The 19,454-nt window shown below is 56.4% G+C and carries 14 protein-coding genes, 1 rRNA gene and 1 pseudogene; 10 read left to right on the plus strand and 6 right to left on the minus strand.

Annotated features, from left to right (window positions below):
- The first annotated feature begins 34 nt into the window (after positions 1 to 34).
- The 5 genes from rrf to aceK all read left to right on the plus strand — a co-directional run bounded on the left by rrf (position 35) and on the right by aceK (position 6,277).
- A 5S ribosomal RNA gene (gene rrf, locus KGP24_RS01405) occupies positions 35 to 150 on the plus strand.
- A 174-nt stretch (positions 151 to 324) separates the two neighbouring features.
- Positions 325 to 1,254: a homoserine O-succinyltransferase gene (gene metA / locus KGP24_RS01410; protein WP_223562129.1), complete on the plus strand. Its 930-nt coding sequence runs from the start codon at positions 325 to 327 to the stop codon at positions 1,252 to 1,254.
- A 270-nt stretch (positions 1,255 to 1,524) separates the two neighbouring features.
- Entirely contained in the window at positions 1,525 to 3,126 is a 1,602-nt protein-coding gene (aceB, locus tag KGP24_RS01415) for a malate synthase A (RefSeq protein ID WP_223562130.1), read from the plus strand.
- A 31-nt stretch (positions 3,127 to 3,157) separates the two neighbouring features.
- On the plus strand, positions 3,158 to 4,462 hold the full coding sequence (gene aceA, locus KGP24_RS01420; protein WP_223562131.1) for an isocitrate lyase: 1,305 nt from the start codon (positions 3,158 to 3,160) through the stop codon (positions 4,460 to 4,462).
- Positions 4,463 to 4,513: 51 nt separating this feature from the next.
- A complete protein-coding gene (gene aceK / locus KGP24_RS01425; RefSeq protein ID WP_223562132.1) occupies positions 4,514 to 6,277 on the plus strand; it encodes a bifunctional isocitrate dehydrogenase kinase/phosphatase in 1,764 nt (587 codons plus the stop codon).
- On the opposite strand, the gene iclR is transcribed toward aceK, so the two are convergent.
- Positions 6,231 to 7,058: a glyoxylate bypass operon transcriptional repressor IclR gene (iclR, locus tag KGP24_RS01430; RefSeq protein WP_223562133.1), complete on the minus strand. Its 828-nt coding sequence runs from the start codon at positions 7,056 to 7,058 to the stop codon at positions 6,231 to 6,233. The two genes, aceK and iclR, sit on opposite strands and share 47 nt — an antisense overlap.
- A gap of 193 nt (positions 7,059 to 7,251) precedes the next feature.
- Here iclR and metH point away from each other — a divergent pair, with 193 nt between their 5' ends.
- Both metH and KGP24_RS01440 read left to right on the plus strand, forming a co-directional pair.
- Positions 7,252 to 10,935: a methionine synthase gene (metH, locus tag KGP24_RS01435; protein WP_223562134.1), complete on the plus strand. Its 3,684-nt coding sequence runs from the start codon at positions 7,252 to 7,254 to the stop codon at positions 10,933 to 10,935.
- A gap of 116 nt (positions 10,936 to 11,051) precedes the next feature.
- On the plus strand, positions 11,052 to 12,683 hold the full coding sequence (locus tag KGP24_RS01440; RefSeq protein ID WP_223562135.1) for a Na/Pi cotransporter family protein: 1,632 nt from the start codon (positions 11,052 to 11,054) through the stop codon (positions 12,681 to 12,683).
- On the opposite strand, the gene KGP24_RS01445 is transcribed toward KGP24_RS01440, so the two are convergent.
- Together KGP24_RS01445 and KGP24_RS24735 are read right to left on the minus strand one after the other, a co-directional pair.
- The gene (locus tag KGP24_RS01445) at positions 12,680 to 12,895 is read right to left on the minus strand and encodes an addiction module antidote protein (protein WP_223562136.1); all 216 of its coding nucleotides are present in this window, start codon (positions 12,893 to 12,895) and stop codon (positions 12,680 to 12,682) included. The two genes, KGP24_RS01440 and KGP24_RS01445, sit on opposite strands and share 4 nt — an antisense overlap.
- A pseudogene (locus KGP24_RS24735) lies at positions 12,896 to 13,078 on the minus strand (type II toxin-antitoxin system RelE/ParE family toxin); the annotation flags it as partial.
- Between the two features lie 137 nt (positions 13,079 to 13,215).
- Here KGP24_RS24735 and rluF point away from each other — a divergent pair.
- Positions 13,216 to 14,088 (plus strand): 23S rRNA pseudouridine(2604) synthase RluF, encoded by an 873-nt coding sequence (gene rluF, locus KGP24_RS01450; protein WP_223562137.1) that lies wholly within the window; start codon positions 13,216 to 13,218, stop codon positions 14,086 to 14,088.
- Here the strand turns inward: rluF and KGP24_RS01455 are convergent, their stop codons facing one another.
- From KGP24_RS01455 to lysC, 3 genes are all read right to left on the minus strand, one after another.
- The gene (locus KGP24_RS01455) at positions 14,089 to 14,361 is read right to left on the minus strand and encodes a DUF3811 domain-containing protein (RefSeq protein WP_223562138.1); all 273 of its coding nucleotides are present in this window, start codon (positions 14,359 to 14,361) and stop codon (positions 14,089 to 14,091) included.
- A gap of 50 nt (positions 14,362 to 14,411) precedes the next feature.
- The gene (gene panS / locus KGP24_RS01460) at positions 14,412 to 15,356 is read right to left on the minus strand and encodes a ketopantoate/pantoate/pantothenate transporter PanS (RefSeq protein WP_223562139.1); all 945 of its coding nucleotides are present in this window, start codon (positions 15,354 to 15,356) and stop codon (positions 14,412 to 14,414) included.
- 93 nt (positions 15,357 to 15,449) lie between these two features.
- Entirely contained in the window at positions 15,450 to 16,799 is a 1,350-nt protein-coding gene (gene lysC, locus KGP24_RS01465; protein WP_223562140.1) for a lysine-sensitive aspartokinase 3, read from the minus strand.
- Between the two features lie 373 nt (positions 16,800 to 17,172).
- On the opposite strand from lysC, the gene pgi reads away from it, so the two are divergent.
- Both pgi and yjbE read left to right on the plus strand, forming a co-directional pair.
- Positions 17,173 to 18,822: a glucose-6-phosphate isomerase gene (pgi, locus tag KGP24_RS01470; protein WP_223562141.1), complete on the plus strand. Its 1,650-nt coding sequence runs from the start codon at positions 17,173 to 17,175 to the stop codon at positions 18,820 to 18,822.
- A gap of 367 nt (positions 18,823 to 19,189) precedes the next feature.
- On the plus strand, positions 19,190 to 19,432 hold the full coding sequence (gene yjbE / locus KGP24_RS01475) for an exopolysaccharide production protein YjbE (protein ID WP_008503423.1): 243 nt from the start codon (positions 19,190 to 19,192) through the stop codon (positions 19,430 to 19,432).
- Positions 19,433 to 19,454: the final 22 nt, after the last annotated feature.

Consider the following 19,454-nt stretch of genomic DNA (forward strand, 5'->3'; position numbering starts at 1 on the left):
GGATTTTCAGCCTGATACAGATTAACAGAATTTGCCTGGCGGCTTTAGCGCGGTGGTCCCACCTGACCCCATGCCGAACTCAGAAGTGAAACGCCGTAGCGCCGATGGTAGTGTGGGGTCTCCCCATGCGAGAGTAGGGAACTGCCAGGCATCAATTAAGAAGAACCCCGTACCGAAAGGTGCGGGGTTTTTTGCTTTTGATTTTCCCCCTCCTTGAAACTTTCTCACCTTCTGCTTGCAGACTCGACATTCAAACCATTTCTGGGTATCGTTAGCTATCTGGATGTCTAAACGTTTATACGTATGCTGTGAGGATATAAAGTTATGCCGATTCGGGTGCAGGACGAGCTACCAGCCGTCAATTTCTTGCGTGAAGAAAACGTCTTCGTCATGACGGCTTCGCGTGCGACAGGTCAGGAAATTCGCCCGCTGAAGGTGCTTATTCTAAATCTGATGCCAAAAAAGATCGAAACAGAAAACCAGTTCCTGCGACTTCTGTCGAATTCCCCGCTGCAGGTCGATATTCAGCTGCTGCGAATCGATGCCCGTGAGTCACGCAACACGCCTTCTGAGCATCTGAACAACTTCTACTGTAACTTCGATGACATTCAGGGTGAAAACTTCGACGGACTGATTGTGACCGGCGCGCCGCTCGGTCTGGTTGAATTTAACGATGTCGCCTACTGGCCGCAGATCAAACAGGTTCTGGAGTGGGCAAAAGATCATGTCACGTCGACATTGTTTGTCTGTTGGGCGGTACAAGCTGCACTGAATATTCTTTATGGCATCCCCAAGCAAACCCGCACTGAAAAGCTCTCCGGCGTATACGAACACCACATTCTTCATCCACATGCGTTGCTGACGCGTGGTTTCGATGACTCCTTCCTGGCCCCGCATTCTCGCTACGCCGATTTCCCGGCCCAGCTGATTCGTGATTACACCGATCTGGAGATCCTGGCCGAAACGGAAGATGGGGATGCTTACCTGTTTGCCAGCAAGGATAAACGCATTGCTTTTGTGACCGGGCATCCTGAGTACGATCCACATACCCTCGCGTCAGAATATTTCCGCGATGTCGAAGCGGGTCTTAAGCCGGATGTACCGTACAACTATTTCCCGAAAGACGATCCGCAAAACAAACCGAGAGCAACCTGGCGCAGCCACGGGAATTTGCTTTTCACTAACTGGCTCAACTATTACGTCTATCAGATAACGCCATACGATCTGCGTCACATGAATCCGACGCTGGAGTAATCTTCTGCACTAAACGATCCTAAAGCGTTTCAGCTATTCAAATCAGGCACCTTCGGGTGCCTTTTCTATTTCCGAAATGTCGCTCACCATTCAATTAAACTTTAATTCAAATAAAATCAAGTAATTAAATGCTTTTCTAAATTAAAATGGAAATTGTTTTTGATTTTATAAAAAATATAGATAGTCTTAATTCTGCTGAGCGAAAACTACCCAACGATCTTTCGTTCGCATCGGGGGCGTGATTTTGGATCTTTGATGAGGAGCAGAGTAATGACTCAACAGGCAACGACGGTCGATGAACTGGCCTTTACCCAGCCGTATGGCGAGCAAGAACAGCAGGTTTTGACGGCGGAAGCGGTAGAATTTCTGACTGAACTGGTGACCCGCTTTACGCCGCAGCGTAATAAGCTGCTGGCGGCACGCATTCATCAGCAGCAGGAAATAGACGATGGCAAGTTGCCTGGCTTCATTTCGGAAACAGCTTCCATTCGACGCGGTGAGTGGAAAATTCGCGGCATCCCTGAAGATTTACAGGATCGTCGCGTTGAGATCACGGGGCCGGTAGAGCGCAAAATGGTGATCAACGCCATGAACGCCAACGTTAAGGTCTTCATGGCTGATTTTGAAGACTCGCTGGCGCCGGACTGGCGTAAGGTCATCGAGGGGCAGATCAACCTGCGCGACGCCGTGAACGGCACCATCAGCTATACCAACGAAGCTGGCAAAATTTACCAGCTCAAACCGAACCCGGCGGTGCTGATCTGTCGCGTACGCGGCCTGCACCTGCCTGAAAAACATGTGACCTGGCGTGGGGAAGCCATTCCGGGCAGCCTGTTTGATTTCGCGCTCTATTTCTTCCACAACTACAAGAATCTGCTGGCGAAGGGCAGCGGCCCGTATTTCTATCTGCCTAAAACGCAGGCCTGGCAGGAAGCGGCATGGTGGAGCGAGGTCTTCAGCTACGCGGAAGATCGTTTCGACCTGCCGCGCGGCACCATCAAAGCGACGCTGCTGATTGAAACGCTGCCTGCCGTGTTCCAGATGAATGAAATTCTGCACGCCCTGCGCGACCACATTGTCGGCCTGAACTGCGGACGCTGGGACTATATTTTCAGCTACATTAAAACCCTGAAAAACTATCCCGACCGCGTGCTGCCGGATCGCCAGGTCGTGACCATGGATAAACCGTTCCTGAGCGCCTACTCGCGTCTGCTGATCAAAACCTGCCACAAGCGCGGCGCCTTTGCGATGGGCGGCATGGCGGCTTTTATCCCGAGCAAAGACGCAGAGCGCAACAATCAGGTGCTCAACAAGGTCAAAGCCGACAAAGAGCTTGAAGCGCGTAACGGGCACGACGGCACGTGGATTGCCCATCCCGGCCTGGCCGATACGGCGATGGAGGTCTTCAACCGCGTTCTCGGCGACAACAAAAACCAGCTGTTTGTCACGCGTGAAGACGATGCCCCAACGGCTGAAGAACATCTGCTGGCACCGTGCGCGGGTGAACGTACGGAAGAGGGCATGCGTGCCAATATTCGCGTTGCGGTTCAGTACATCGAAGCGTGGATCTCCGGTAACGGCTGCGTGCCGATCTACGGCCTGATGGAAGATGCCGCGACGGCGGAGATCTCACGTACCTCCATCTGGCAGTGGATCCACCATCAAAAAACGCTCAGCAACGGCAAGCCGGTGACCAAATCTCTGTTCCGCCAGATGCTGGCCGAAGAGATGCGGGTGATCCAGGACGAGCTGGGCGAACACCGCTTCAGCAGCGGTCGTTTTGACGACGCTGCGCGCCTGATGGAGCAAATCACCACATCAGATGACTTAATCGACTTCCTGACCCTGCCGGGCTACCGCTTCCTGGCGTAACTCACCACATAACAATATGGAGCATCTGCACATGAAAACCCGTACCCAACAAATCGAAGAGTTGAAGAAAGAGTGGACACAGCCTCGCTGGGAAGGCATCCGCCGTCCTTACAGCGCGGAGGAAGTGGTGAAATTACGCGGCTCGGTCAATCCGGAATGCACGCTGGCACAGAACGGTGCGGCGAAAATGTGGAAGCTGCTGCACGGTGGCTCTAAAAAAGGCTATATCAACAGCCTCGGCGCGCTGACCGGCGGTCAGGCACTGCAGCAGGCGAAGGCCGGTATTGAGGCGATTTACCTCTCCGGCTGGCAGGTCGCGGCGGACGCCAACCTGGCGTCCAGCATGTACCCGGATCAGTCGCTCTATCCGGCTAACTCCGTGCCCTCGGTCGTGGATCGGATCAACAATACCTTCCGCCGTGCGGATCAGATCCAGTGGGCCGCCGGAATCGAACCTAACGATCCGCGCTTTATTGACTACTTCCTGCCGATCGTCGCGGATGCGGAAGCGGGCTTCGGCGGCGTGCTGAACGCCTTCGAGCTGATGAAATCGATGATTGAGGCCGGTGCAGCGGCCGTTCACTTCGAAGACCAGCTGGCATCAGTGAAAAAATGCGGACACATGGGCGGTAAGGTGCTGGTTCCTACACAGGAAGCCGTGCAGAAGCTGGTTGCCGCTCGTCTGGCCGCGGACGTGCTCGGCGTGCCAACGCTGGTGATTGCCCGTACCGATGCGGATGCGGCGGACCTGATCACCTCTGACTGCGACCCGTACGACAGCGAGTTCATCACCGGCGAGCGTACCAGCGAAGGCTTCTACCGCACCCATGCCGGCATTGAACAGGCGATCAGCCGCGGCCTGGCGTACGCGCCTTACGCGGACCTGGTCTGGTGTGAAACCTCCACGCCGGATCTGGCGCTGGCAAAACGCTTTGCCGACGCTATTCACGCGAAGAATCCGGGCAAGCTGCTGGCCTATAACTGCTCGCCGTCATTCAACTGGCAGAAAAAGCTGGATGACAAAACGATCGCCAGCTTCCAGCAGCAGCTGTCCGACATGGGCTACAAATACCAGTTCATTACCCTGGCAGGTATCCACAGCATGTGGTTCAACATGTTCGACCTGGCGCACGCCTATGCGCAGGGTGAGGGCATGAAGCACTACGTTGAGAAGGTGCAGCAGCCGGAGTTTGCCGCGGGTAAAGACGGTTACACCTTCGTGTCTCACCAGCAGGAGGTGGGAACCGGCTACTTTGACAATGTGACCACGATTATTCAGGGCGGTATCTCCTCCGTCACCGCCTTGACGGGCTCAACGGAAGAAGCACAGTTCTAATCTTTTCCCCCTCTCCCCTCTCGGGGAGAGGGTTGGGGTGAGGGGGAATATATGTCGCGTGGCCTGGAATTGCTGATTGCCCAAACTATTTTGCAGGGCTTCGATGCCCAGTATGGCCGTTTTCTTGAAGTGACATCCGGCGCGCAGCAGCGCTTCGAACATGCAGACTGGCATGCGGTTCAGCAGGCCATGAAGCAGCGTATTCATCTCTACGATCACCACGTGGGTCTGGTGGTGGAGCAGCTGCGGTGTATTACCGACGGTAAAAGTCCAGACGCGGAATTTTTACTGCGCGTAAAAGAGCACTATACCCATTTGTTACCCGACTACCCTCGCTTCGAGATTGCGGAGAGCTTTTTCAACTCCGTCTATTGCCGGTTATTTGACCACCGCTCATTATCTCCTGAGCGGTTATTTATCTTCAGCTCCCAGCCCGAGCGGCGCTTTCGAACCATTCCCCGTCCGCTGGCGAAAGATTTCTTCCCCGATCGCGGATGGGAAAAGCTCCTGCACCGCGTGCTAACGGATCTGCCGCTTCGCCTGCCCTGGGAGAATAAAACCCGGGATATCGGTTATATCCACGCGCATCTCCACGAAACCTTCGGTGCGGAAGTGCTCAGCCACAGCCATTTGCAGGTTGCCAACGAGCTTTTTTACCGCAATAAAGCCGCCTGGCTGGTGGGCAAACTGGTTATGCCGACCGCCATTGTGCCGTTTCTGCTGCCCATTCACCGTACCGACGACGGGGAACTGTTTGTCGATACCTGCCTGACCACCAGCGCCGAGGCCAGCATCGTGTTTGGCTTCGCCCGCTCCTATTTCATGGTATACGCCCCGCTGCCTGCCGCCCTGGTGGAGTGGCTGCGAGAGATCCTGCCGGGCAAAACCACCGCCGAGCTGTATATGGCGATTGGCTGCCAGAAGCACGCCAAAACGGAAAGCTACCGGGAATACCTGCGCTATGTCACCACGGCCGATGAGCAGTTTATCGAAGCGCCAGGCATTCGCGGTATGGTGATGCTGGTGTTTACGCTGCCGGGTTTCGACCGGGTATTTAAGGTGATTAAAGACAGATTCGCGCCGCAGAAAGAGATGACCGCCGCGCACGTTCGCGCCTGCTATCAGCTGGTCAAAGAGCACGATCGCGTCGGGCGCATGGCGGATACCCAGGAATTCGAAAACTTTGCGCTGGAAAAACAGCAGATCGACCCGGCGCTCATGGCGCTGTTAATGCAGGAAACGCCCGCTAAAATCACCGATCTGGGTGACAAAATAGTGATTAGCCATCTCTATATTGAACGCCGCATGGTGCCGCTGAATATCTGGCTTGAGCAGTCGGACGGTCAGGCTTTAAGAGATGCGATTGAAGAGTACGGCAACGCGATTCGCCAGCTCGCCGCCGCCAATATCTTCCCGGGCGATATGCTGTTTAAAAATTTCGGCGTCACCCGTCACGGGCGGGTGGTGTTCTACGATTACGATGAAATTTGCTACATGACCGAGGTGAACTTTCGCGACATCCCGCCGCCCCGCTACCCGGAGGATGAGCTCTCCAGCGAGCCGTGGTACAGCGTCTCGCCGGGCGATGTGTTTCCCGAAGAGTTTCGCCACTGGCTGTGCGCCGATCCGCGCATCGGGCCGCTATTCGAAGAGATGCATGCCGATCTGTTCCGCGCCAGCTACTGGCGCGGGCTACAAACGCGGATCAAAAATGGGCATGTGGAAGATGTGTACGCTTACCGCCGCAAGCAGCGGTTTTGTGTGCGGTTTAACGAATCCCACCATACGCCAGCGTCACCTCTTTCGCCGCCTTAATCACCAGCGCGCCCAGCTCGGTTACGCGGTCGTCGGTCATGCGCGAAATCGGACCGGAGATGGAGATGGCGGCAAACGGCTCGCGGTGCTCGTCAAAGATACAGGCTGCAATACAACGCAGGCCGAGAGCATGTTCCTCGTCATCAAACGAATAGCCGCGCTTGCGGGTCAGGGCCAGATCCTCTTTAAGATGCACGGGCGAAACCAGCGTGGCGTGGGTGTAGGCGTGCAATCCTTTACGGTGCAATAGCCCCGTCACCTGCTCTTCGCTTAGCTGCGAGAGAAACGCTTTCCCCGCCCCGGAGGCGTGCATAGGGAGCTTGCCGCCAATGGGTGCTGACATGCGCATCAGCTGCGTACACTGTACCTGGTCGATGATGATCGCCTGATGGTCGCTCTGGTCGAGTACCGCCAGGTTTACCGTCTCGCCGGAATCTTCCATCAGCTTGCGCAGGATCGGATGCACAATCGCCAGCAGGTTGCGGCTTTGCAGGAAGCTGCTGCCGACGATAAACGCATGCGCGCCTACAGCCCAGTGCCCCAGCTCGCCGACCTGGCGGACAAAGCCCAGCTGCTGCATGGTGGTCAGCAGGCGGTGCGTCGTGGAGTTCGGCAGGCCAGCCTGCTGGGCCAGCTCCGTCAGGGCCACGCTGCTGTGCGACTCGGCTATCCACTCCAGCAGCTTCAAACCGCGCGTGAGCGATTGAACCTGTCCGCCCTGTTGTGCGGCGGTGGTGGCAGCAGGTTTTCTGCCGCGTTTAGCGGGAACGGTCGCGACCATGACGATCTCCTTTTTCTGTATCGTGGAAATCATTTTCGTTTTATTTGGTGAATTTGCAACCGTTATCCTGACTGATCGGAGGAGTGATGGTGAACATGTCTCATGTTACCGCTGTGCGCCTTTTCCACCCTGCGAGATTATGCCAGTATGGAACGCAGCCTTTTGGCCATGTTGAGCGTTGTCGGGAGCAAGTGTGAGCAGCAAAGTAGAGCAACTGCGTGCGCAGTTAAATGAACGAATTCTGGTGCTGGACGGCGGCATGGGCACCATGATCCAGGGCTATCGTCTGAGTGAAGACGATTTCCGCGGCGAACGCTTTGCCGACTGGCCATGCGATCTGAAAGGGAACAACGACCTGCTGGTGCTCAGCAAGCCGTCCGTCATTAAGGATATCCACAACGCCTATTTCGAAGCGGGTGCGGATATCATTGAAACCAACACCTTTAACTCGACAACCATCGCCATGGCGGATTACCAGATGGAATCCCTGTCGGCGGAAATCAACCTGGAAGCCGCGAAGCTGGCGCGCGCCTGTGCCGACGAATGGACGGCCCGCACGCCGGACAAGCCGCGCTACGTTGCCGGGGTGCTTGGCCCGACGAACCGCACCGCGTCGATTTCACCGGACGTCAACGACCCGGCGTTTCGTAATATCACCTTCGATCAGCTGGTCGCGGCCTACCGTGAATCGACCAAAGCGCTGGTGGAAGGCGGTTCCGATCTGATCCTGATTGAAACGGTATTCGACACCCTTAACGCCAAAGCCGCGATTTACGCGGTGAAAGAGGAGTTTGAGGCGCTGGGCATTGACCTGCCGATCATGATTTCCGGCACCATCACCGACGCCTCCGGCCGAACTCTGTCCGGCCAGACAACCGAAGCGTTTTATAACTCCCTGCGCCACGCCGAAGCGCTCTCCTTTGGCCTGAACTGCGCGCTGGGGCCGGATGAACTGCGCCAGTACGTACAGGAGCTTTCCCGCATCGCGGAATGCTACGTTACCGCCCACCCGAACGCCGGTCTGCCGAACGCGTTCGGTGAATACGATCTCGATGCCGACACCATGGCGGCGCAAATCCGCGAGTGGGCCGAGTCAGGCTTCCTGAACATCGTTGGCGGCTGCTGCGGCACAACGCCAGAGCACATCGCGGCCATGAGCAACGCCGTGGCCGGGCTGCCGCCGCGCAAGCTGCCCGAGCTTCCGGTTGCCTGTCGTCTGTCCGGCCTGGAGCCGTTGACCATCGGCGACGACAGCCTGTTTGTGAACGTGGGTGAGCGTACTAACGTCACCGGTTCCGCAAAGTTCAAGCGCCTGATTAAAGAAGAGAAGTACAGCGAAGCGCTGGACGTCGCCCGCCAGCAGGTGGAAAGCGGCGCGCAGATTATCGATATCAATATGGACGAGGGGATGCTCGACGCCGAAGCGGCGATGGTGCGCTTCCTCAACCTGATTGCCGGTGAGCCGGACATCGCCCGCGTGCCGATCATGATTGACTCCTCCAAGTGGGAGGTCATCGAAAAAGGGCTGAAGTGCATCCAGGGCAAAGGCATCGTCAACTCCATCTCGATGAAAGAGGGCGTGGATATCTTTATCCACCACGCGAAGATGGTGCGCCGCTACGGTGCCGCCGTAGTGGTGATGGCCTTTGACGAAGTGGGCCAGGCCGATACCCGCGAGCGCAAAATTGAGATTTGTCGCCGCGCGTACAAAATACTGACCGAAGAGGTGGGCTTCCCGCCGGAAGACATTATTTTCGACCCGAATATCTTCGCCGTCGCGACCGGGATTGAAGAGCACAATAACTACGCGCAGGACTTTATCGGGGCGTGTGAAGACATCAAGCGCGAGCTGCCGCATGCGCTGATCTCCGGCGGCGTGTCGAACGTCTCGTTCTCGTTCCGCGGAAACGATCCGGTGCGAGAAGCGATCCACGCCGTGTTCCTCTACTACGCCATCCGCAACGGCATGGACATGGGGATCGTTAACGCCGGCCAGCTGGCGATTTATGACGACCTCCCTGCCGAGCTGCGCGACGCCGTCGAGGACGTGATCCTTAACCGCCGCGACGACGCCACCGAGCGCATGCTGGACCTTGCGGAGAAATACCGCGGCAGCAAATCGGATGAGGCGGCAAACATTCAGCAGGCCGAGTGGCGTTCCTGGGACGTGAAAAAGCGTCTGGAATACTCGCTGGTCAAAGGCATCACCGAATTTATCGAGCTTGATACCGAAGAGGCGCGCCAGCAGGCAGCCCGCCCGATTGAGGTGATCGAAGGCCCGCTGATGGACGGCATGAACGTGGTTGGCGATCTGTTCGGCGAAGGCAAGATGTTCCTGCCGCAGGTGGTGAAATCCGCCCGCGTGATGAAGCAGGCGGTGGCGTATCTTGAGCCCTACATCGAAGCCAGCAAAGAGAAAGGCTCAAGCAACGGCAAAATGGTCATCGCCACCGTGAAGGGCGACGTGCACGACATCGGCAAGAATATCGTCGGCGTAGTGCTGCAGTGTAATAACTACGAAATTATCGACCTTGGCGTGATGGTCCCGGCGGACAAAATCCTCAAGACCGCGCGCGAAGTGAACGCCGACCTGATTGGGCTTTCCGGGCTGATTACGCCGTCGCTGGACGAAATGGTCAACGTGGCAAAAGAGATGGAGCGACAGGGCTTCACCATTCCGCTGCTGATTGGCGGCGCGACCACCTCCAAAGCGCACACGGCGGTGAAAATCGAGCAGAACTACAGCGGCCCGACGGTGTACGTTCAGAACGCCTCCCGCACCGTTGGCGTGGTCTCCGCACTGCTCTCCGACACCCAGCGCGACGATTTTGTGGCGCGCACCCGCAAAGAGTACGAAACCGTCCGCATCCAGCACGGCCGCAAGAAGCCGCGCACCCCGCCTGTTTCACTTCAGGCGGCGCGCGACAACGATCTGGCCTTTGACTGGTCCAGCTATACGCCGCCGGTCGCGCATCGCCTGGGCGTTCAGGAGGTCAGCGCCAGCATCGAAACGCTGCGCAACTACATTGACTGGACGCCGTTCTTTATGACCTGGTCGCTGGCGGGTAAATATCCGCGCATCCTGGAGGATGAGGTGGTGGGCGAGGAGGCGAAGCGCCTGTTTAAAGATGCCAACGATATGCTCGACACGCTGAGCGCAGAGAAAACCCTCAACCCGCGCGGCGTGGTGGGGCTGTTCCCGGCGAACCGCGTGGGCGACGATATCGAAATTTATCGCGATGAAACCCGCACTCACGTGCTGGCGGTCAGCCGCCATCTGCGCCAGCAAACCGAGAAAGTGGGCTTCGCCAACTACTGCCTGGCCGATTTCGTCGCGCCGAAGTTAAGTGGTAAAGCCGACTATATCGGCGCCTTTGCGGTAACCGGCGGTCTGGAAGAAGACGCGCTGGCGGACGCGTTCGAAGCCCAGCACGATGATTATAATAAAATCATGGTGAAAGCGATTGCGGACCGCCTGGCGGAAGCCTTCGCCGAGTACCTCCACGAACGCGTGCGTAAGGTGCACTGGGGCTACGCGGCAAATGAGAACCTCAGCAATGAGGATCTGATCCGCGAAAACTACCAGGGGATTCGCCCGGCGCCGGGCTATCCGGCCTGTCCGGAACACACCGAAAAGGGCACCATCTGGAAGCTGCTGGACGTGGAAACTCATACCGGCATGAAGCTCACCGAGTCGTTCGCCATGTGGCCAGGCGCGTCAGTCTCCGGGTGGTACTTCAGCCATCCGGACAGCAAGTACTTCGCCGTAGCGCAGCTGCAGCGGGATCAGATTGAAGATTACGCCCTGCGCAAAGGTATGAGCGTGTCAGAAGTGGAGCGCTGGCTGGCCCCTAATCTCGGCTACGACGCCGACTGACGTCACTTTTCCTTACAACAAACAGGGCACCTCCAGGGTGCCCTGTCTCTTTCTTACGTTTAAACCCTTATACTGAACCTAAGGAAAACGAATAACGATAAGGAGGAACACCTTCCGTGTTGACGTTGTTACACCTGCTCTCTGCAGTCGCACTGCTCGTATGGGGCACCCATATCGTCCGTACCGGCGTGATGCGCGTATTTGGCGCGCGCTTACGTACCGTTCTCAGCAGCAGCGTTGAGAAGAAGCCGCTCGCCTTCTGCGCGGGCATTGGCGTAACGGCACTGGTGCAAAGCAGTAACGCTACGACCCTGCTGGTCACCTCCTTTGTGGCACAGGATCTGGTCGCGCTCGCCCCGGCGCTGGTGATTGTGCTGGGGGCGGATGTAGGTACCGCGCTGATGGCGCGTATCCTGACCTTCGATCTCTCCTGGCTGTCGCCGCTGCTGATTTTTATCGGCGTTATTTTCTTCCTTGGTCGTAAGCAGACCCGTGCCGGGCAGCTCGGGCGCGTAGGGATTGGTCTGGGGCTGATCCTGCTGGCGCTGGAGCTGATTGTGCAGGCGGTGACCCCTATTACCGAGGCCAACGGCGTTCAGGTCATCTTCGCTTCCCTGACCGGGGATATCATGCTCGACGCGCTGATCGGCGCGGTGTTTGCCATCGTCAGCTACTCCAGCCTGGCGGCGGTCCTGCTGACGGCCACGCTTACCGCCGCAGGGGCGATCTCCTTCCCGGTGGCGCTGTGCCTGGTGATCGGAGCTAACCTCGGCTCCGGCCTGCTGGCGATGCTCAATAACAGCGCCGCCAACGCTGCCGCCCGCCGCGTGGCCCTCGGCAGCCTGCTGTTTAAGCTGGTGGGCAGCCTGATTATTCTGCCGTTCGTTCACCCGCTGGCGAACCTCATGGACAACCTCCCGCTGCCGAAGGCGGAGCTTGTGATCTACTTCCACGTGTTCTACAACCTGGTGCGCTGCCTGGCGATGGTACCTTTTGCCGGGGCGATGGCCCGCTTCTGCGAACGTCTCATTCAGGACGAACCTGAGCTGGATGCGCGCCTGAAGCCGAAGCACCTGGATACGTCCGCGCTGGATACCCCGGCGCTGGCGCTGGCGAATGCCGCGCGCGAGACGCTGCGCATGGGCGACGCTATGGAAACCATGCTCGAAGGCCTGCAAAAGGTGATGCACGGCGAGCCGCGAGAGGAGAAAGAGCTGCGCAGGCTGGCGGACGACATCAACGTGCTCTATACCGCCATCAAGCTTTACCTGGCGCGTATGCCGCAGGATGAGCTGGCGGAAGAGGAGTCCCGTCGCTGGGCGGAAATCATTGAGATGTCGCTTAACCTTGAGCAGGCCTCAGATATCGTTGAGCGCATGGGCAGCGAGATCGCCGATAAATCGCTGGCCGCGCGCCGGGCGTTCTCTGTTGAAGGTTTAAAAGAGCTTGAAGCGCTACACGAACAGCTGGTTAGTAATCTGAAACTGGCGATGCTGGTCTTCTTCTCCAGCGACGTGCCTAGCGCGCGCCGCCTGCGCCGCAACAAGCATCGTTTCCGCATTCTGAACCGCCGCTACTCGCACGCCCACGTCGAGCGTCTGCACCAGCAGAACGTGCAGAGTATCGAGACTAGCTCCCTGCATCTGGGGCTGCTGGGGGATATGAAGCGTCTCAACTCGTTGTTCTGCGCGGTGGCGTACAGCGTGATGGAACAGCCGGATGAAGACGACGAGCGGGATGAGTATTAATCTCCAGCGTGTTTGATTGTTAACCCAAGACCCAATGCTTTCATGACCGCCAGAGTGGTTTTAAGCGTTGGGTTTCCTTTATCACTGAACGATCGATACAGTTGCTCTCGTGATAGGCCAGTTTGCTGTGAAATGGTCGATATTCCTTTCGAGCGCGCGATGACGCCCAGCGCGTTTGCTGGATCGTAGGATGTTAATTTATGCATGCTCATTCACTCCTGCCATTGGGATACATTGCTCAGCATTTTTGCCATAAGTATGTCTCTGGCCTGGCTGCTTTTGTCACCACCGCATAACAGCACGATGATGCAATTGCCCTGGTCTTTAAAATAGATTCTGTCGCCCGCCAGGCCATTTGCCAACCGAAAGAGGCGAGAAGCGATAATGGTCAAGGAGTTAGCACAAGGATAAATGGCCTGACGCTAAATCCTGAAAGCGTCTCGCAAACTAAAAAAACCCGCTTCAGTTACCGTCAGCTAATCTTTTTTTTCGGCCCAAACCTAAGGTATATTTCGCCTCTACAGGAGAAACTATGCTGCCAACTCAATCAACCCGATTAAACAAATACATTAGCGAGAGCGGGATCTGCTCACGTCGCGAGGCTGACCGTTACATTGAACAAGGTAATGTGTTCCTCAACGGCAAACGCGCCACCATCGGCGACCAGGTGGTCCCTGGCGATGTGGTTAAAGTGAATGGTCAGGTCATCGAACCGCGTGATGCTGAAGATCTGGTGTTTATCGCGTTGAACAAACCGGTTGGGATTGTCAGCACCACGGAAGACGGTGAGCGGGACAACATCGTTGATTTCGTTAACCACAGCAGCCGTATCTTCCCGATTGGCCGTCTGGATAAAGACTCTCAGGGGCTGATTTTCCTCACCAACCACGGCGATCTGGTCAACAAAATCCTGCGTGCCGGTAACGATCACGAGAAAGAGTACATTGTGACCGTCAATAAGCCGGTCACGGACGAATTTATTCGCGGTATGGGCGCCGGTGTGCCGATCCTCGGTACCGTCACGAAAAAGTGTAAAGTGAAGAAAGAAGCGCCGTTCGCGTTCCGCATTACTCTGGTGCAGGGCTTAAACCGCCAGATCCGACGCATGTGCGAGCACTTCGGTTATGAAGTGACGAAGCTGGAACGTACGCGCATCATGAACGTCAGCCTGTCCGGTATCCCGCTGGGCGAGTGGCGCGATTTAACGGATGACGAGCTGATTGAGCTGTTCAGGCTTATTGAGAACTCCTCGTCCGAAGCGAAGCCGAAGGCCAAAGCAAAACCGAAAACCCAGGCGATTAAGCGCCCGGTGGTGAAGGCGCCGCAGGCGGAAGAGAAAGGGCGAGGCAAGCCGGGCAACGGAAAACGCTTTACCCAGCCGGGGCGTAAAAAGAAAGGGCGCTGATTAGCGCCTTCCACGGGTTGATGTGGTGGCGGACCAGGAAAAGGTCGCCTCTGCATCGGGTTTATAAGCTTGCTCTTTTTTCAACTTACGGGCTTTTTTCGCCTCTGCGTCACGCTGCGCCATCAGCTTATCGATGTACTCTTTTTTCACCTGATTGGTTTCGGCGTTCGTCAGCGTGCGGCCATGTGCGATGCGGGCACGGTCGAGAAGCGTTTTCAGCTCGCGCTGCTCGGCTTCCGTCATGTCTTTCTGGGTCAAACGTGGTGTAGCCATTGCTGAAGCCTCCTGATGGGGAGGCTTCAGTGTAAAGCAAGCAGCGTAAATTAACCCTGCTTCACCGCATCTTTTTTCGTTTGTTCATTAATCGGTTTGCCTGACCAGTAGCCCGCCAGCAGCGAGCCGGAGAGGTTATGCCAGACGGAGAACAGCGCACCCGGCAGGGCCGCCAGCGGCGAGAAGTAGATTTTACCGAGCGCCGCCGCCAGGCCGGAGTTCTGCATCCCTACCTCGATTGCCAGCGTGCGGCAGGTCGATTCGTCGAAGCCAAACAGTTTCCCGCCCCAGTAGCCGCCCAGCAGGCCAATGGTGTTATGCAGCACCACCGCGACGATCACCACAAAGCCTACGGAGGCAATGTGTGAGGCGGAACCCGCCACCACGGCGCTGATGATGGCCAGAATACAGACCATCGAAAACGCGGGCAGGTACGGCTCAACGGCCTTCACCACGCGCGGGAAAAGATGGTGAATGACCAGCCCCAGCGCAATCGGGATCACCACGATTTGCAGAATACTGAGCAGCATGCCCATCACGTCCACCTGAATATGCGCGTCCACGTACAGGCGGGTTAACAGCGGCGTGGCAATCACGCCCACCAGCGTGGAAACGGAGGAGATGGTGACGGAGAGCGCCACGTCCCCTTTCGCCAGGTAGATCATCACGTTGGACGCTGTTCCGCTGGCCACGCTGCCGACCAGCACCATCCCGGCGGAGAGGTCGGGCGGCATCTTAAAGGCCATCGCCAGCAGCCACGCCGCAAGCGGCATCACCAGGTAGTGCAGGAAGATCCCTGCCGCGACGGGGGCAGGGCGAGACAGCACGCGTTTGAAGTCGTCGATTTTCAGATGCACGCCCATACCGAACATGATCAGCATTAGCAGCGTGGCGACCCACGGACCAATGCCCGTGAAGGTGGCGGGGGTGTAATACGCGAGTACGGAGAGCAGCAGCGCCCATAGCGGGAACAGCCGCGTGATGACGGATAACATATTGAATTCCTTGCAGTATTGTCGTGTTGTTTAGTTATGAAAAAGCCGGGTCTGTGCCCGGCTTATCGATATTGTTTAACGTGCTAACGAATTTTATTCAAATAAATTCTGATGAAGTTTCTGCACCACCTGCTCGGCCTGATCGGCAGGCACCAGGAAGCAGAGGTTGTAGCTGGACGCGCCGTAGCAGATCATGCGGATGCTGAACGGGTCGAGCACGCCGAATACCTCTTTACCCACGCCGCAGGCGCGAGACAGCTTGTTGCCGATGATGGCAACCAGCGCCAGGTCTTCTTCCACTTCCACACGGCACAGCTCAGACAGCTCAATCAGCAGCGACTGCGTCAGCAGCGTGTCGCCGGTGGAGGTAGAGCCGGTGGTGTCCAGCGTTAGCGCAATGCTCACTTCAGAGGTGGTGATCAGATCCACGGAGATATTGTGGCGCGCCAGAATGCCAAACACTTCCGCCAGGAAACCGCGGGAGTGCAGCATATTGTGGCTGTGCAGTGTGACCAGCGTCTGGCGACGGCGCAGGGCCAGGGCGCGGAACAGCGGTGGGTTTTCCGTTTTCTTGCAGACCAGCGTGCCGCCCGCTTTTGGATCTTTACTGGAACCCACGAAGACTGGAATATCGCTGCGTACGGCTGGCAGCAGGGTTGCTGGGTGCAGCACTTTCGCGCCGAAGGTGGCCATTTCTGCCGCTTCTTCAAAGGCGATCACATCAATACGTTTAGCCGCGGAAACAACGCGCGGGTCGGTGGTGTAAATGCCCGGAACGTCAGTCCAGATATCGACGCGCGTGGCATGCAGGGCTTCGCCAAGCAGCGCGGCGGTGTAGTCGCTGCCGCCGCGGCCCAGCGTGGTGGTACGGCCTTTCGCTTCACTGCCGATAAAGCCCTGGGTGATCACGATACCGTCTGCAAGGCGTGGCGCCAGCTGCTGATTGGTCAGTTCCGCCAGCGCCTCAACGTCCGGCTCGGCACGACCAAAGCGATCGCTGGTACGCATCACTTTACGCACGTCAAACCACTGCGCCTGAACGCTACGCTCGCGCATGATTTCAACAAACAGCAGGGTGGACATCAGCTCGCCGTGGCTAACCAGTTCGTCGGTCAGGGCGGTGGAGGTCGCCAGAGAAGCCGCTTCTGCCAGGGTGGTGATATTTTCCAGCAGACGTTCCACTTCCTCGCGGATGACGTTCGGGTTCTGCAGACGTTCAAGGATGTCGAACTGAATTTTGCGCAGTGCATCCAGCTTCACGAAACGTTCTGTCGCTTCCAGTCCTTCAGACAGAGAAACCAGCAGGTTCGTCACGCCAGCGGAGGCAGACAGCACCACCAGGCGGGTATTCGGATCGGCCAGCACCACATCGGCGCTGCGGTTCATGGCATCGTAATCGGCCACACTGGTGCCGCCAAATTTGGCGACCACAAAACTCGTCATAACAACCTCGTGTCAGGGAATGAATAAGCGACCTTGGCACAAGAGTGAAACGAAAACAGGTGCAGGCGCAAAATACGGCCCTATAAATAAAATGCGGGGGAGGTCCTGTCAATGCTGGGATTATGCGGATTTTTTATGGGGGGGTACCCCTGAGAAACAGGACTTATAACAGAGCCAGATTTTATGCTCCGTTTTAGGGGTTTTTGACCGACATTTCGCCGCCCCGGGGGGCGCTTCAGCAGCTATACTTTTCGGGTCTTTTCACCTGTGTTTGATGCAGGCCAGGGCAATGGCATAAAAACCATCACAATTTTTATTTGCAGGCGCTACAATCGACCGCAGTCACAATTCTCAAATCAGAAGAGTATTGCTAATGAAAAACATCAACCCAACGCAGACCGCTGCCTGGCAGGCACTCCAGAAACATTATGATGAAATGAAAGACGTCACCATCGCGGATCTGTTCGCGAAAGATGCCGATCGTTTCAACAAGTTCTCCGCGACCTTCGACGACCTGATGCTGGTGGATTTCTCTAAAAACCGTATTACCGAAGAGACGCTGGCCAAACTGCAGGATCTGGCGAAAGAAACCGAGCTGGCGGACGCCATCAAATCCATGTTCTCCGGCGAGAAGATCAACCGCACCGAAGACCGTGCCGTGCTGCACGTGGCTCTGCGTAACCGTAGCAATACGCCAATCATCGTTGACGGCAAAGACGTCATGCCGGAAGTGAACGCGGTGCTGGAAAAGATGAAAACCTTCTCCGAAGCAATCATCTCCGGCAGCTGGAAAGGCTACACCGGCAAAGCGATCACCGACGTGGTAAACATCGGTATCGGCGGTTCTGATCTCGGCCCGTTCATGGTGACCGAAGCGCTGCGTCCGTACAAAAACCACCTCAATATGCACTTTGTGTCTAACGTCGATGGTACCCACATCGCCGAAGTGCTGAAGAACGTGAACCCGGAAACCACCCTGTTCCTGGTTGCGTCTAAAACCTTCACCACTCAGGAAACTATGACCAACGCCCACAGCGCGCGCGACTGGTTCCTGAAAACCGCGGGCGACAACAAGCACGTGGCGAAACACTTCGCGGCGCTGTCTACCAACGGTAAAGCCGTCAGCGAGTTTGGCATTGATACCGCGAACATGTTCGAGTTCTGGGACTGGGTTGGCGGCCGCTACTCCCTGTGGTCGGCGATTGGTCTGTCTATCATCCTGTCCGTGGGCTTCGACAACTTTGTTGAGCTGCTCTCCGGCGCGCACGCGATGGATAAACACTTCTCCACTACCGCGCCAGAGAAAAACCTGCCGGTGCTGCTGGCGCTGATCGGTATCTGGTACAACAACTTCTTTGGCGCTGAAACCGAAGCGATCCTGCCGTACGACCAGTATATGCACCGCTTCGCTGCTTACTTCCAGCAGGGCAACATGGAATCCAACGGTAAGTATGTTGACCGTAACGGCAACGCGGTGGATTACCAGACTGGCCCAATTATCTGGGGCGAGCCGGGCACCAACGGTCAGCATGCCTTCTACCAGCTGATCCACCAGGGCACCAAAATGGTACCGTGCGATTTCATCGCCCCGGCTATCACCCATAACCCGCTGTCTGACCACCATCCGAAGCTGCTGTCGAACTTCTTCGCCCAGACCGAAGCGCTGGCGTTCGGTAAATCCCGCGAGGTGGTTGAGCAGGAATACCGTGACCAGGGTAAAGATCCGGCAACCCTGGATCACGTGGTACCGTTCAAAGTGTTCGAAGGCAACCGCCCAACCAACTCCATCCTGCTGCGCGAAATCACGCCGTTCAGCCTGGGTGCGCTGATTGCCTTGTACGAGCACAAAATCTTCACGCAGGGCGCCATCCTGAACATCTTCACTTTTGACCAGTGGGGCGTTGAGCTGGGCAAACAGCTGGCAAACCGTATTCTGCCAGAGCTGGGTGATGATAAAGCGATTGCCAGCCATGACAGCTCGACAAATGGTTTGATCAACCGTTATAAAGCATGGCGTGCGTAATTAAAACGTCATGAAAATGTGCCGGCTTAATGCCGGCATTTTTTTATCGGATAATTCCTGATGTCTGTTAGTTAACTCAAATTCTGGATCTGAGTTTAATCCGAAAAAGACGCTTAACCCGTTAATTGCTGCGGTTTATTTTAAGAAAATACGCAGAAGTTAGTTAATGTCATTATATTATAACTAATTGATTTATATTGATTATATATTTATTTTGTTTGCCTTTCATTTCGATTCTATCCATTTATCCGAAAACCCTCCCCCTATTTCCCCGTACGGCAAACCCACGGCAGGAGTTGTGTATACTCGATTCCGCCTGAAATTCTTTTCGGGCAAATCTCCATTCATTCATTGAAGGGAAATTGTTATGAAGAAAGTACTGTATGGCATTTTTGCCATATCTGCGCTTGCGGCGACATCTGTTTATGCAGCTCCGGTTCAGGTCGGGGAAGCGGCAGGTTCGGCTGCGACGTCTGCGTCTGCGGGAAGTTCTACCGCAGCCAGCGCCAGCACCGTAAGTTCAGCCGTGGGTGTCGCGCTGGCGGCAACCGGTGGCGGTGATGGCTCCAACACCGGAACCACGACCACCACGACAACCAGCACCCAGTAATAGCGGGTGTTTTAATCATAAC

This window comes from Enterobacter sp. JBIWA008 (assembly GCF_019968765.1).
GTDB lineage: Bacteria > Pseudomonadota > Gammaproteobacteria > Enterobacterales > Enterobacteriaceae > Enterobacter.

What these genes read in the sequence shown, in the direction of transcription:
- metA (WP_223562129.1), top strand. Translation starts at nt 325, where the DNA reads ATGCCGATTCGGGTGCAGGACGAGCTACCAGCCGTCAATTTCTTGCGT.
- aceB (WP_223562130.1), top strand. Translation starts at nt 1,525, where the DNA reads ATGACTCAACAGGCAACGACGGTCGATGAACTGGCCTTTACCCAGCCG.
- aceA (WP_223562131.1), top strand. Translation starts at nt 3,158, where the DNA reads ATGAAAACCCGTACCCAACAAATCGAAGAGTTGAAGAAAGAGTGGACA.
- aceK (WP_223562132.1), top strand. Translation starts at nt 4,514, where the DNA reads ATGTCGCGTGGCCTGGAATTGCTGATTGCCCAAACTATTTTGCAGGGC.
- iclR (WP_223562133.1), bottom strand. Translation starts at nt 7,058, where the DNA reads ATGGTCGCGACCGTTCCCGCTAAACGCGGCAGAAAACCTGCTGCCACC.
- KGP24_RS01445 (WP_223562136.1), bottom strand. Translation starts at nt 12,895, where the DNA reads ATGAGCATGCATAAATTAACATCCTACGATCCAGCAAACGCGCTGGGC.
- rluF (WP_223562137.1), top strand. Translation starts at nt 13,216, where the DNA reads ATGCTGCCAACTCAATCAACCCGATTAAACAAATACATTAGCGAGAGC.
- KGP24_RS01455 (WP_223562138.1), bottom strand. Translation starts at nt 14,361, where the DNA reads ATGGCTACACCACGTTTGACCCAGAAAGACATGACGGAAGCCGAGCAG.
- panS (WP_223562139.1), bottom strand. Translation starts at nt 15,356, where the DNA reads ATGTTATCCGTCATCACGCGGCTGTTCCCGCTATGGGCGCTGCTGCTC.
- lysC (WP_223562140.1), bottom strand. Translation starts at nt 16,799, where the DNA reads ATGACGAGTTTTGTGGTCGCCAAATTTGGCGGCACCAGTGTGGCCGAT.
- pgi (WP_223562141.1), top strand. Translation starts at nt 17,173, where the DNA reads ATGAAAAACATCAACCCAACGCAGACCGCTGCCTGGCAGGCACTCCAG.
- yjbE (WP_008503423.1), top strand. Translation starts at nt 19,190, where the DNA reads ATGAAGAAAGTACTGTATGGCATTTTTGCCATATCTGCGCTTGCGGCG.